This window comes from Frankia sp. AgB1.9 (assembly GCF_016786355.1).
Classification (GTDB): Bacteria; Actinomycetota; Actinomycetes; order Frankiales; family Frankiaceae; genus Pseudofrankia.
This window is the reverse complement of sequence record NZ_JADWYX010000020.1, coordinates 1-12,897: the sequence shown is the minus strand read 5'-3', so window position 1 is coordinate 12,897 and position 12,897 is coordinate 1. Positions and strand designations below refer to the sequence as shown.

Annotated in this window: 11 protein-coding genes; 6 read left to right on the top strand and 5 right to left on the bottom strand. The window is 76.4% G+C overall.

Annotated features, from left to right (window positions below):
- Positions 1-52: 52 nt before the first annotated feature.
- Positions 53-1,102, bottom strand: a complete 1,050-nt coding sequence (locus I6A60_RS09880) for a nucleotidyltransferase family protein (protein WP_203021765.1) — start codon at positions 1,100-1,102, stop codon at positions 53-55.
- A gap of 336 nt (positions 1,103-1,438) precedes the next feature.
- Here I6A60_RS09880 and I6A60_RS09875 point away from each other — a divergent pair, with 336 nt between their 5' ends.
- From I6A60_RS09875 to I6A60_RS09865, 3 genes are all read left to right on the top strand, one after another.
- Positions 1,439-1,864 (top strand): PqqD family protein, encoded by a 426-nt coding sequence (locus I6A60_RS09875; protein WP_203021764.1) that lies wholly within the window; start codon positions 1,439-1,441, stop codon positions 1,862-1,864.
- On the top strand, positions 1,861-2,343 hold the full coding sequence (locus I6A60_RS09870; protein ID WP_203021763.1) for a lasso peptide biosynthesis B2 protein: 483 nt from the start codon (positions 1,861-1,863) through the stop codon (positions 2,341-2,343). The genes I6A60_RS09875 and I6A60_RS09870 overlap by 4 nt, the downstream gene beginning before the upstream one ends.
- A 186-nt stretch (positions 2,344-2,529) precedes the next feature.
- Entirely contained in the window at positions 2,530-4,407 is a 1,878-nt protein-coding gene (locus I6A60_RS09865; protein ID WP_307873609.1) for an asparagine synthase-related protein, read from the top strand.
- 25 nt (positions 4,408-4,432) lie between these two features.
- Here the strand turns inward: I6A60_RS09865 and hisH are convergent, their stop codons facing one another.
- From hisH to hisD, 4 genes are all read right to left on the bottom strand, one after another.
- A complete protein-coding gene (gene hisH / locus I6A60_RS09860) occupies positions 4,433-5,047 on the bottom strand; it encodes an imidazole glycerol phosphate synthase subunit HisH (protein ID WP_203021761.1) in 615 nt (204 codons plus the stop codon).
- Positions 5,048-5,120: 73 nt separating this feature from the next.
- Positions 5,121-5,714 carry an imidazoleglycerol-phosphate dehydratase HisB gene (gene hisB / locus I6A60_RS09855; RefSeq protein WP_013426098.1) on the bottom strand — a complete coding sequence of 198 codons (594 nt, stop codon included), beginning with the start codon at positions 5,712-5,714 and terminating at the stop codon, positions 5,121-5,123.
- 5 nt (positions 5,715-5,719) lie between these two features.
- Complete coding sequence (locus I6A60_RS09850) at positions 5,720-6,958, bottom strand: histidinol-phosphate transaminase (RefSeq protein ID WP_374113326.1); 1,239 nt, start codon at positions 6,956-6,958, stop codon at positions 5,720-5,722.
- Positions 6,959-7,058: 100 nt separating this feature from the next.
- The gene (gene hisD, locus I6A60_RS09845; RefSeq protein ID WP_203021760.1) at positions 7,059-8,399 is read right to left on the bottom strand and encodes a histidinol dehydrogenase; all 1,341 of its coding nucleotides are present in this window, start codon (positions 8,397-8,399) and stop codon (positions 7,059-7,061) included.
- Positions 8,400-8,608: 209 nt separating this feature from the next.
- Between hisD and I6A60_RS09840 the strand changes: the two genes are divergently transcribed.
- The 3 genes from I6A60_RS09840 to I6A60_RS09830 are packed head-to-tail and all read left to right on the top strand — an operon-like array spanning position 8,609 to position 12,864.
- On the top strand, positions 8,609-10,543 hold the full coding sequence (locus tag I6A60_RS09840) for a bis-aminopropyl spermidine synthase family protein (protein WP_203021759.1): 1,935 nt from the start codon (positions 8,609-8,611) through the stop codon (positions 10,541-10,543).
- A gap of 2 nt (positions 10,544-10,545) precedes the next feature.
- A complete protein-coding gene (locus I6A60_RS09835) occupies positions 10,546-11,391 on the top strand; it encodes a response regulator transcription factor (protein WP_238435125.1) in 846 nt (281 codons plus the stop codon).
- Positions 11,392-11,409: 18 nt separating this feature from the next.
- Entirely contained in the window at positions 11,410-12,864 is a 1,455-nt protein-coding gene (locus I6A60_RS09830) for a HAMP domain-containing sensor histidine kinase (RefSeq protein WP_203021757.1), read from the top strand.
- Positions 12,865-12,897: the final 33 nt, after the last annotated feature.

Below are 12,897 nucleotides of genomic sequence, written 5' to 3'. Positions count from 1 at the left end.
CACGTGTCGTTTGGGTAGTCAACTCTCCCGAAATGCACACTGGCGACCTTTGTCAGCCCGAGGGCGCGCTCCCGGGCTGCGCCGGAGCCGGGCGCGGGGCGGCCGGCTGCCGGGTCGCGCGCCGCAGGGCGACGGAGAACAGCGCGAGCTGGTGGACCCGGTACCACAGCAGCCGGGCGGCCGGCGGGAGGGCGGCCGGCGTCGCGGCCTGGACCTCCGGCCGGGCGCTCCAGCCGGCCAGCTCCGCCCGGGTCGGGACCAGCCACCGGCGCAGGATGGTGCGCCGACGCTGCGGCGACGCGCTCCGCAGGATCAGCTGGGCGTTCAGCAACAGGCTCTGGTCGGCGAGCCAGAGCCGCCAGGTGAACGGCACCCGCACCGGGAGACCGAGCTCGTCCGCGAGCCGCCAGCAGGCCGGTGAGCCGGTCCGCAGCGCCGCGATGACGGCCGCCCGGGCATCCAGCTCGTCGGCCACCTCCAGGGCGCCCCGCCAGGTCGCGAGGTCGAAGGCCGCCACGGCGCGGTCGAGATCACGGCGCGCGCCCGACGAGCGGGCCGGCGCCCCCGCGGTGTGCACGAGCAGGTGGAAGGCGTGCGCCGGCAGGTCCAGCGCGTCGACGGCGGTCCCGCCGAGCGCGAACGCGACCCGATGGCGGGACAGCGTGGCCCACACCCGCTCGGCTGGCGGCGACACGACCGGCAACGTCCAGTGCAGGTCGAGCACCTGCCCGTTCGGATGGCAGTAGGCCTGGGCGTGTGGGCTCGGTTCGCGCGGACAGTAGCCGGCGGCCACGGCGACCGCTCGGGCCGCGGCCAGCCGGCCGGAGGCGACGAGCAGGTCGCAGTCGGCCCGCGGCCGGTACTCGCCGGGGTAGAGCCGGTGCGCCGTGACCGGTCCCTTGAGCAGGATGGGCCGGATTCCGGCCTGGTGCAGACGTTCGATCAGCACGGCGTCGGCGGCGTCGTGCACCAGCTCCGCCGCCGCGCGGGCGACCCGGCGCGCCAGGTCCCGGGCCTGCGGATCGGCCGGCTCCGGGGCGGGTCCAGGGTGACCCCCGGCGGCCGTCTCGCCGGCGGCGGTCGGCGCTGTTGGCACGGACATCGTCGCTCCCCCTGGTCGCCAGCCCCGGCCGGGTCCGCTCGCGTCGCCACGGCGACCCGAGCGCACCGCGCCCGGCGGACCGGCCCGAGATCCCCGATCTCTACCCGCCGACCACCGCCTGCCGGATGTCACCCTACGACATCATCGATTACCGAACGTATCAGATCAACGATGCAGCGATACCACTCGCGCTTCCACGACACGCGCCCGCGCTGATGCGTCGATGGCGAGTGTCGACGCCTCACTCTCCGCATCCAGGATGCTTTCATTCTCGCTGCCAGTAGAAACCGTGGCGGCCGTGTGTGCGCCGCCCCCGCGACCGTGACGGAGGTCTGGATGCCGGATGCCAGCCAGCAGGCACCAGCAGGCCCGCGCCCAGCGACCCGCGACGCCGGCCCGAGCCAGGCCACCGGCCACGCGGACCAGCGCCAGCCGGGCAGCGGGCCGGGCACCGACCGGGCCGACGACCACGACGAGGTCCGGATCGGGCCCGGCGTGCAGGCCGCCGACATCGGCGGCGAGATCGTCCTGCTGCATCCGGACGACGGCGCGTACTTCGCGCTGAACGAGACCGGCGCCCAGCTCTGGCGCCAGCTCGGCCCGACGGGGGTGCCTCGCGGCGCGGCCATCCGCCGGGCCGCGGCGACCGTCAGCGACGGCTGGCTCATCGACCAGCCGCACGCCGAGCACGATCTGCGCGAGCTGCTGGACGAGCTGGCCCGCCGCCGTCTCGTCACGGTCACTCCCCGACCGGCGTCATGACCTCGGCCGGCGCCGCCCTGGCGCCGGGCCGCGCGCCCGCGGCGTGGGACCGGGTGGTACGAGCGCAGCTGTGGCTCGCCGCCGGCCTGGTGGAGATCGCGCTGCGCCACCGCCGGGTGCCGGACCTGGTCGCGGCCGCCGGCCGCGCCGCCGGATCACCCGCCGCGCGCTGGTACCCGGCGGGGCGCCGGGCGCTCACCGCCACCCGGCTGGACGAGCTCGCCGCTGACTCCGGCGCGTTCTGGCGGGGCGACTCGGCGTGCCTGTCCAGGTCCCTCCTGCGCGGCTGGCTCGCCGCGACCGCCGGTCGCAGTGTGTCCCTCGTCGTCGGTGTCCGCCGCGAGCCGGGCACCCCGTTCGGGGCGCACGCCTGGCTGGAGGTGGACGGGGCGGTGCACGCCGAGGAGCAGGACCCCACCATCGCCTACCACCCGATCGCGACCTACCCGCTCGCCGACCAGCGGAGGGCATCGACATGACGTTCTGCGCCGAGCTCCGCCTCGACGGCCAGCCGCCGACGATCGCGCTCGTCGAACGGATGCTCGCGGCCTCCAGTACTCCCACCGGCGGCGACGTGCGCGCCTTCGTCGTCGGGCCGCTGGCAGTCGCGGCCGCCGCGGGCCCGGCGCGCCCGCGGGCGGGGCCGGGCCCGGGGGGGGGGGGCAGTGGGGTTGGCGGGGGCCGGGGGGCGGGGCCGCGGGGCGGACGTCACCCGAACCGTCGGCGGCCTGGTCGCCGTCGTCGACGGCTGGTCACCACCCGTGGCCGGACTCTCCCAGGCCGACCCCGGCGGCCCGGCCCTGGACCCACGGAGCGCCTCCGGCCAGCTCGCCGCCGCCTGGACCCGGTTCGGGGCCTTCGGCCTCGACCGGCTGCTCGGGGACTGGGCCGCACTCGTGTTCGAGCAGCGGACCGGGCGGCTGGTGCTGGCCCGGTCCCCGCGCAGCATGCGCACGCTGGTGCTGCGCCACGGTGCCGACCGGCTGCTGGTCGCCACGGACCTCGCCCAGCTGCGGGCGGCCGGCCCGGCGTTCGAGGCGAACCCGACCGTGCTCGCGGAGATGCTCCTGCACGGCCCGACCACGGAGCACGAGACGCTGGTACGCGGCGTCGAGCGGGTACCGGCCGGCCACCTCGTCAGGATCGAGGCGCGGGCCGGCGAGCGGCCCAGCCGCCGGGCCTACAGCTCGCTGTACGCCCTCGTTCCGCCGCTGGCGGCCGAGCCCGTGGACGCTGCGGCCGCGCGGGCCAGGCCGGCGCTCTGGGGGGCCGTCGCGGACGCCGCCCGGGGCGGCGCCGCGCGACCCGGCCCGACTTTGGCCCCGACGCGACCCGGCCCGACCCTGGCCCCGACGCGATCTGGCCCGGAGCTGGCGGCGTCGAGCACCGGTCCGCGCCTCGCCGGGGCGGGCAGCGGGCTGGTCGCCGTGGGGCTGTCGGGCGGGGTCGATTCGAGCGCCGTGACGGGGATCGCCGCCCGGCTCGCCTCTGCCGGCCGCCTGGGCCCAGACGGCGCGGCGCGGCTGCTGCCGATCAGCATGGTCTTCCCGGGCGAGCCGCACGACGAGTCACGGTGGATCGACGCGGTCGAGGAGCACACCGGAGTCCCGGTGCTCCGGGTGAAGCCCGACGCCTACGACTGGGACCGCTGGCGTTCCTGGACCGCGGCGACGTGTGAGCTGCCGCCCTGGGCCAACCTGGCCCTGGCCGACGCCGTCCGCGCGGCCGCGCGACGCGAGGGCGTCGGGGTGCTGCTGTCCGGTGAGGGCGGCGACGACTGGTTCAGGGGCGGGCGCGGCCACTGGCCGGACCTGCTGCGGGCCGGCCGGCTGGCCACGCTGCGCCGGCAGATCGGCCCGGTCGGCGGCCCGCGCGGGCTGCTGGCCAAGGCGCGCACGGCCCGCGCGCTCGCCGCCGCGGCGTCGAGCGCCCATGCCGCCGGGCCGCCGTCGGTGGTGCCGCCGTGGATCCGGCCGCAGTGGCTGCGCCCGCTCTACCTGGCCGACCGGCTGGCCGTGGCGACGGCGGCTGACACGGCGGCGTTCGCCTCGGCGGACCATCGGGGGCGCTGGGTCCCGGCGGCGTACCGGGTCGCGACGCCGCTGATCGACACGGCGCGGACGTTCTACGCGAGCGCCGGCATCGACTGGCGCCATCCGCTGCACGACCGGCGGGTGATCGAGGCAGCGCTGTCGACCCCGGGCGCGACCATGTACCGCCGTGACCTGACCAAGCCCGTGCTGCGGGCCGCGGCGGGCGACGTGCTGGCGCCGGTGGTCCGCGACCGTGCCGGCCGGGCGCACTTCCTGCACGCGCTGGCCGACGCGGTCGACGGCGCGGGCGGGCTGCGGGCGCTGCTGGCCGGCGGGCCGCTCGTGGGCGCAGGCTGGGTCGACGTCGACGTCGCGACCGACTGCTGGGACGCCGCCGTGGCCGCGCTGCGCCGCGGCCGGCCGCCGGCGGTGCCCGAGCACGGACTGGTCGCCCTCTGGCCCGTCATCGCGGCCGACACCTGGCTCGCGCACAGCGGGGTGCTCCTGTGACGGCCGGTCGGGCTCGGTCCGGCGGTCAGCCCAGCGTGCGCAGCCAGTTCGCGAGGACGTGCGCGCCCGCGTCGCCGGACTTCTCCGGGTGGAACTGGGTGGCGCACAGCGCGCCGCGCTCGACCGCGGCGGTGAACGGCTCGCCGTGCTCGGCTGTCGTGTCCCCGGCCGAGAGATCGGGCTTGGCCGCGTAGGAATGCACGAAGTAGAACCGGGTCTCGGCCGGCAGCCCGGCGAACAGCGTCGAGCCGGCCGGCGCGGTCACGGTGTTCCAGCCCATGTGCGGCAGGATCGGGGCGGCCAGCCGGCGGACCTCACCGGCCAGCAGCCCGAGGCCCTCGGTCTGAACGCCGTGCTCGTCGCCCAGCTCGTAGAGGATCTGCATGCCGACGCAGATCCCGAGCACCGGCCGGCCGGCCGCCACCCGGGCCCGGATCGCGGGCCCGGCGCCGATCCGTTCCACGCCCGCCATGCAGGCCGCGTACGCGCCGACCCCAGGGACGACGAGACCGTCCGCCTCCGCTGCCGCGGCCAGGTCGGAGGTGACGGTGACGGTGGCACCGACCCGCTCGACGGCCCGCTGGGCCGAGCGCAGGTTGCCCGACCCGTAGTCGAGCACGACGACGTTCGGCTGGCTCACGGCGCCGTCCCCGCGGGCCGACGGGTCATCGGCCGCCCTTGCCGGAGGGTCATCGGCCGCCCGTGCCGGAGGGTCACAGGACGCCCTTGGTCGAGGGCACCCCGGTGACCCGGGCGTCGTACGCCACCGCGTCGCGCATCGCCCGGGCGACCGCCTTGAACTGCGCCTCGACGACGTGATGGGCGTTGCGCCCGGAAAGCACCCGCACGTGCAGCGCGATCCGCGCCGCCGCGGTCATCGACTCGAAGATGTGCCGGGTCAGCGTCGTGTCGTAGCTGCCGATCATCGGCGCCAGGTCGGGCTCGACGTGCACGCAGTACGGCCGCCCGGACAGGTCCACGGCCACCTGCACGAGCGCCTCGTCGAGCGGCACCATCGCGTCGCCGAACCGGCGGATGCCGACCTTGTCCCCGAGGGCCGCCCGCAGCGCCTCGCCGAACGCGATCGAGGTGTCCTCAACGGTGTGGTGGGCGTCGATGTGCAGGTCGCCCCTGGTCCGCACGGTCAGGTCGAAGCCGCCGTGCTTGCCCAGCTGGGCGAGCATGTGGTCGTAGAAGCCCACGCCGGTCTCGACGGAGCAGACGCCGGCCCCGTCGAGGTCCAGCTCGACGAGAACGTCGGACTCCAGCGTCTTGCGTTCAATCCGGGCGGTCCGGGTTCCTGCCATGTCCCCTACTCCCCCGCCAGCAACGACGGGCTGGTGGCCAGCACGGTGCGCAGCGCGTTGACGAAGGCGTCCATCTCGCCGGGCAGACCGGCGGTGACCCGCAGCCAGCCGGGCAGGCCGAGGTCGCGGACCAGCACACCGGCGTCCAGCAGTCCCTGCCAGACCGCGCGCTGGTCGCTGAACAGCCCGAACAGCACGAAGTTGGCGTCCGACGGGACGACCCGCACGCCGAGCGTCGGCAGCTCGTCGACGATCCGGTCCCGCTGTGCCTTGACCGCCTCGACCGTGCCGAGCAGCTCGTCGGCGTGCGCGAGAGCGGTCCGCGCCACCGCCTGGGTGAACGACGACAGGTGGTACGGCAGCCGGACGAGCTGCAGCGCGTCCACGACGGCCGGGTGCGCGGCCAGGTAGCCGACCCGGGCGCCGGCCAGCGCGAACGCCTTGCTCATCGTCCGGGTGACGACCAGCTTCGGCTGCTCGGGCAGCAGCGTCAACGCGCTGGGCACACCCTCGCGGCGGAACTCGCCGTAGGCCTCGTCGACGACGACCATGCAGCCGCCGATCTCCTCGGCCACGACGCAGACCGCCTTGACGACGTCCAGCGGCAGCGCGGTGGCCGTCGGGTTGTTCGGCGAGCACAGGAACACCACCGACGGCTGGTGGCGGCGGACCGCGTCGGCCGCGGCGACCGGGTCGATGGTGTAGTCGTCGGACCGGTCCTCGGCGATCCACTGCGTCGCCGTGGCCAGCGAGATCAGCCGGTGCATCGAGTACGACGGCTCGAAGCCGAGCGCGCGCCGGCCCGGGCCGCCGAACGCCTGCAGCAGCTGCTGGAGGACCTCGTTGGAGCCGTTCGCCGCCCAGAGCTGGCTGGTGTGCAGCCCGAAGCCGGCGTCCGGGGTCAGGTAGTAGGCCAGGTCGGCGCGCAGCGCCTCGGCCTCCCGCTCCGGGTAGCGGTTGGCCTCGGTGGCCGCGAGCGTCGCGGCCTTGCCCAGCGCGTCCACCAGCTCGGCCGACGGGGCGTACGGGTTCTCGTTGGTGTTCAGCCGCACGGCGACGTCCAGCTGGGGCGCGCCGTAGGGCGACCGGCCGCGCAGGTCGTCGCGCAGCGGCAGGCTGTCGAGGGTCACCGGCCGCCAGGGCCGGTCCGTCGACGTCGTCTCGTCCGGGCGCCGGGCGCTGACCCGGACCACCGGGCGGCCCGACCCGAACACGTCCACGTTGTCACGGCTCAAGGGGCTCACCGGGCCACCGCCTGCGTCTGCTGGGGTCCGAGCGCCGAAGGCGGTGGCACCGCCGCGGCGTGGCCGGTGGCCTGGACTCGGGAACTGGTCGTGGGCCTCGTCATTGAGAGCGCACCTCCACCGCGTCTACGTGGGCAAGCAGGTCCTCGGCCGCGCCGAGCGCGGCGATGCGTGGCGCGACGGCCGCGAGTGCTTCCTTCGTGCACTCCACGACGTGCACCTGGCGCTGGAAGGCGCCGACGGCCAGCCCGCTGGAGTGGCGGGCGGTCGCGCCGGTCGGCAGCACATGGTTGGAGCCGGCCAGGTAGTCGCCGAGCGGGACGGGCGCGTACGGGCCGACGAACACCGCACCGGCGTGCCGGACCCGGGCGGCGACCGCCGCCGCGTTCTCCGTCTGGATCTCCAGGTGCTCGGCGGCCCAGGCGTCTACGACGCGCAGGCCGGCGTCGACGTCGTCGACGAGCACGACGGCGCCCTGGCCGTTCAGCGCCTCCTCGACCCGCTCGCGGTGGCGCGTCGCCGGGACCTGCTTGCCCAGCTCGACCTCGACGGCGTCGGCGAGGTCGGCCGAGGAGGTGACCAGCAGGCAGGCCGCCAGCGGGTCGTGCTCGGCCTGGGCGATCAGGTCGGCGGCCACGTAGGCCGGGTCGGCGGTGTGGTCGGCGAGGATCGCGACCTCGGTCGGCCCGGCCTCGGCGTCGATGCCGACGATCCCGCGCAGCAGCCGCTTGGCCGCGGCGACGTACACGTTGCCCGGTCCGGTGACCAGGTCGACCGGCGGGCAGCTCTCGGTACCGAACGCGAACATCGCGACAGCCTGGGCACCGCCGACGGCGTAGACCTCGTCGACCTCCAGCAGCTGGCAGGCTGCGAGGACGACCGGGTGCGGCAGGCCGTCCCTGGGGCCGGGTGTTCCGCCCGGGCCGGACAGGTCGCGCTGGGGCGGGGAGGCGACGGCGAGCGAGCCGACCCCGGCCTCCTGCGCCGGCACCACGTTCATCACCACGCTGCTCGGGTAGGCGACCCGACCGCCCGGCACGTACAGCCCGACCCGGTCGACCGGCACCCACCTCTCGGTGACGGTGGTACCCGGGGCGACCTCGACCGTCACCGCCTCGCGCAGCTGGGCCCGGTGGACCACGCGGGTCCGCCGGATCGCCTCGACCAGGGCATCCCGAACCGATGGGTCGAGCTCGTCGAGCGCGCGGCGCAGCGCCTCGGCCGGCACCCGCAGGCTCGCGGGGCGAACCTGGTCGAACCGCTCGGTGTACTCCAGGACGGCGGCGTCGCCCCTGTCCCGGATGTCGTCACAGATCGGCTGCACCGTCTCGACCGCCACGTCGACGTCGAGCGCCGCGCGAGGCAGCCGCCGACGGATCTCGACGGGTGACAGCTTGGTCACGGTGGCGGCGTCGCCGCGCAGGTCCAGCCTTCTCCACACGCACACGAGGGTATCGGCCGGCGTACGAGAAACGCGGATCTCCCGTGCACCGATATCACACAGTGGTCTCACAGTGAGCATCGGTCAGCCACCGATCAGCCGCCGCCGACGGGCCCCGGCGGCGCGCACGATCGGGAAAGTCGGGTATCCGACGCTCGGTGCGGGCACGCGGCGCCCGGCCGCGCGGCGGGGGGTGGCACGCTGGAAGGGTGACCTCCGGCGATCGACCCGCCACCGACGCGCCGCCGGCGGACGGCCCCGCCCGGTTGGCCGAGCTGCTCGGCGCCTACGGCCCCTACGGCCGGCCGCTGCGGTCCCTGCTCGCGCGGCTGGTCACCGCCACGGCGCTGGATGGCGAGGCGGGCTCGGCCGGCGTGGCCCGGCTGGTCCGCGGCGTCGGGCTGCCCCGGCGGACCGTCGAGGAGGTGCTCGCGGCGCTCGGCGACGACGTCGTCGAGGACCCGGGAGCTGGGCCGCGGCTGCGTCCCGACCGGGTGGACGCCTACCGCCCGCTGCTCGCCCCAGGCTGGTCCGGCTCCCTCGGGCCAGCCGGCGGGGCGCCGGGAAAGGAACCCGACCAGGGCGCCATCCACGACGACCTGAGCGCGCTGATCGCCGCCGCGCCGCGGGCGCGGGCCGATCTCGACCACGTGGCGGCGACCGCGACGACCGCGCTGGCCAGGGCGGTCTGGCTGCGCGACAACTACGACCTCGCCGGGGCGCGGCTGCTCTGCGCCGGCGACCACGACCTGACCTCGCTCGCCGCCGCCAGTCTCGTCCCGGGCCTGCGGGTCACCGTCGTCGACGTCGACGAGGAGCTACTCGACTTCGTCGGCGAGCAGGCGGCGCGCCGCCGGCTGCCCGTCCGGACGCTGTTCGCCGACCTGCGGTTCGGCCTGCCGCCGTCGGTCGCCGGCGACGCGGACCTCGTCTTCACCGACCCGCCGTACACCCCGGACGGGGTCGCGCTGTTCTGCGCGCGCGGCGCCGAGGCCCTGCGCGACCGCGAGCGCGGCCGGGTGCTGCTGGCCTACGGGTTCTCCGACCGGACGCCGACGCTCGGCTGGAAGGTCCAGCGGGCCCTGTCCGACGCCGGCTTCGTGATCGAGGCCATGCTGCCCGGGTTCCACGCCTACGACGGCGCCGAGGCGATCGGCGCCCGCGCGGACCACTACGTCTGCCGGCCGACGCCGCACACCTGGCGCCAGCTGGACCGTTCCACCGGCCCGTGGGCCGGCCAGACCGCGATCTACACGCGGGGCCGGGCCGCCCTGGAGTCCGCCGCGGCACCCGCCGCCCTGGCGGGCCCGCCCGTCGCCATCCTGCGTGACGCCGCGGCCGAGGCAGGCGGCGTGCCCGGCGGCGCGGAGCTTCGGCTGGTGGTCGTTGCGGACACCCCGCCGGCCGAGCTGGCGGGCGCCGGCCACACCCGGCTGGCGACGCTGCTCGTGAAGGGCCTGCCGGCGGCGAAGGGGCCGCGCCGGGTCGCCGTCGCGGCGGACCTGACCGACGACCCGGGCGGCTGGCTGCCCAGGCTGTTGCTGGCGGCCAACGCCGACGGCGTGGCCGCGCTCGTCCGGGCCGACCATCCGGTCCTGGCCGCCGGGCAGCCGCTGCTCGCGGCGAAGTGGCGCCCGCGCCCGCCGCGCCCGGCCGGCTCCAGCCAGGACCGGACCGAGCCGCTGTGGGTGGTCTCCTACACCGCCGTCGACGCCGACCAGAGCCGGCGGAGTCCCGGCGCGGGCGCGGGCCAGCTACCGCGGTACCTGCTGGACCGCGCGCACGGCCGGGTCGGCAACGTCTGGCGCGAGGGCCTCGTGCGGCTCGCCCGCGACGCGACGGGCGCCGAGCTGTCCCGTCGCGAGGCCGGCGAGCGGGTCACCGCCGCGCTGGCTGGCGTACCCGCCGCGGCCGACGTGCTGGCCGCCCGGCTGGTCGACCTGCCGCGCCGGACGCTCGCCGCCGTCCTCGCCGCCGCGGCCGAGACCGCCGACGCCCTGATCGTCGACACTGAAACCGCCGACGCTGGAACAGCCGACGCTGAAACCGCCGACGCGGTGACGACCCGGCCCGCGACCAACCTGCTGGCGACCACAGCCACCCCGCGCGGCGGCGCGCGGGCGAGCGAGGAGGACCGACCGTGACGATGACGGCTCGGGTGCTGGACCTGGCGTCACCGGAGGCCACCGCGGACCACGCGGCGGTGCTGGTGGTCGAGGACGACGACGCGGTCGGCGTCCAGCTGGTGCGCGGGCTGGTCCGCGCCGGCTACACGGCGACGCGGGTCGCCACCGGGACCGCGGCGCTGGCCGCGGTCGAGGGACCCAGGCCGCCGGACCTCGTCCTGCTCGACCTGGGCCTGCCGGACCTGGACGGCACCGAGGTCTGCCGGCGGATCCGCGCCCACGCCGACATCCCGGTGATCGTGGTGACGGCCCGGGGCGACGAGTCCGACCGGGTCGAGGTGCTCGACCTTGGCGGCGACGACTACCTCGTCAAGCCGTTCGGGTTCGCCGAGCTGCTGGCCAGGATCCGGGCGGTCCGCCGCCGGTTCGCCCGCGCGGAGGCGCTCGTCGACGCGGCCCGCGCGGCGACCTCCGGCGTCACGGCGGCGCTGGCCGCCGAGGACGATTCGCCGGCACCCCGCGCCGCCGAGTCAGACGGCACGGGCGGGGGCGGCCTGGACCCGGATGTGATCCGGCACGGCACCCTGGTCGTGGACCGGCGGACCCGGCGGATCACGCTGGCCGGTCGGTCGGTGGCCGCCACGGCGCGCGAGTTCGACCTGCTGGCGTACCTGGCAGCCGACCCGGGCCGGGTCCGCACCCGCCGGGAGATCTTCCAGGAGATCTGGGGCCCGTGGTTCGGTTCGACGAAGGTGCTGGACGTTCATATCGGGTCGCTGCGGCGCAAGCTCGGCCGGCCCGAGCTGATCGAGACCGTCTACGGCGTCGGCTTCCGGCTGGCCGACCCGGCCGAGCCGGCCGGCTGACCCGGGAACGAGGCAGCCGTGAGCAAGCGGGTCATCGCCATCCAGCTCCTGCTGATCGCGTTGCTGCTGGTCGGCGTGTGCATCCCGTTGGGCATGGACGCGGCCGAGCACGACCGCGACCTGCTGACGGCGCGTGCCGCGGCGGCCGCTGACGCCTACGCCTCCGAGGTGAAGTGGCGTCGGCTGTCCACCGGGAAGTCGACGCTGCCCAGTGAGGAGGACGACGACATGGCGCTCTACAGCCCCGACGGCGTGCTGACCTCCTCGTCCGGCCGGCCCATCCCGCTGACGGCCGCGCAGCTGCACTCCGCCTGTGCCACCCGGGTGGTGCTGTCGCCCTCGGCCACCGACGGCCGGCGCGTCATCGTCCTGACGCCGGTCAACAGCGACAAGGGCCTGTTGGCGGTCCTGGTGCTGGCCCGGTCCGACCACTCGACCCAGGTGGCGATCCGCAACCGGTGGATCCGGCTGTTCGGCGGCGCGGGGCTGGCGAGCCTGGTGGCGCTGGCGCTGTCGGTGCTGCTGGCCCAGTGGGTCAGCCGCCCGCTGCGGCGGCTGGAGCGGGCCGCCGCGACTCTCGGCGACGGCGAGCTGTCAGCCCGCGCGCGGGCGGTCGGCGGGCCGGGCGAGGTGCGCCAGCTCGCGGCGAGCTTCGACGCGATGGCCGACCGGATAGAGGGGCTGGTCGGCGGCGAGCGGGCCTTCCTCGCCGACGTCTCCCACCAGATCCGCACCCCGCTGACCGCCATGCGGCTGCGCCTGGAGCTGCTCACCGAGGACCTGCTGGACAACCCGGTCGCCGCCATGGAGGTCAGCGGCACGCTGACGGAGGTGCACCGGCTGTCCAGGATGGTCGACGGCCTGCTCGCGATGGCCCGGGCGCACGCCAGGGACACCGCCCGGCTGCCAGTGGCCGTCGACGAGGTGGTGGCCCAGCGGGCGGTGACCTGGTGGCCGGTCGCCCAGGCCGCCGGCGTCGAGCTGTGGACCGACGTCCGCGACACGACCGCCGCGCTGCTCACCCCCGGCCATCTGGAGCAGGTGCTGGACAACCTGCTCGCCAACGCGCTGGAGGCGAGCCCGCCGGGCGGCCGGGTGGTCGTGGCGACCGCGCCGGCCCCGGCCCTGGTGGGCGAGGTCCCGATGCTCCGGCTGACGGTGGCCGACGACGGGCCGGGAATGCCCGCGGCCGCGAGGGCCAGGGCCTTCGAGCGGTTCCGGTCGGAGACGGCGAAGTCCCGCGCGGTCCGGGCCGACCGGCGCGGGAACGGCCTCGGCCTGGCCGTCGTGCACGCGCTGGTCGCGGCCGACGGAGGCCAGGTCAGGCTGGCGGAGGCGGAGTCGGGCGGTCTGCTGGTCGCGCTCGACCTGCCGGCCGCGCCCACCGTGGCCAGCGTGGCCGCCACCGAATCCGCCGAATCCGCCGCGAGGGCCGACCGCGAGCGGCACGCGCGCGCGTCGGCTACCGGCTGAGGGCGGCCGCCGGCCCGCTCGGGCGTACCCGAG

Bases quoted from the DNA above. Each gene is read 5' to 3' on its own strand.
- I6A60_RS09880 (WP_203021765.1), bottom strand. From the start codon at position 1,102: ATGTCCGTGCCAACAGCGCCGACCGCCGCCGGCGAGACGGCCGCCGGG.
- I6A60_RS09875 (WP_203021764.1), top strand. From the start codon at position 1,439: ATGCCGGATGCCAGCCAGCAGGCACCAGCAGGCCCGCGCCCAGCGACC.
- I6A60_RS09870 (WP_203021763.1), top strand. From the start codon at position 1,861: ATGACCTCGGCCGGCGCCGCCCTGGCGCCGGGCCGCGCGCCCGCGGCG.
- hisB (WP_013426098.1), bottom strand. From the start codon at position 5,714: ATGGCAGGAACCCGGACCGCCCGGATTGAACGCAAGACGCTGGAGTCC.
- I6A60_RS09835 (WP_238435125.1), top strand. From the start codon at position 10,546: ATGACGGCTCGGGTGCTGGACCTGGCGTCACCGGAGGCCACCGCGGAC.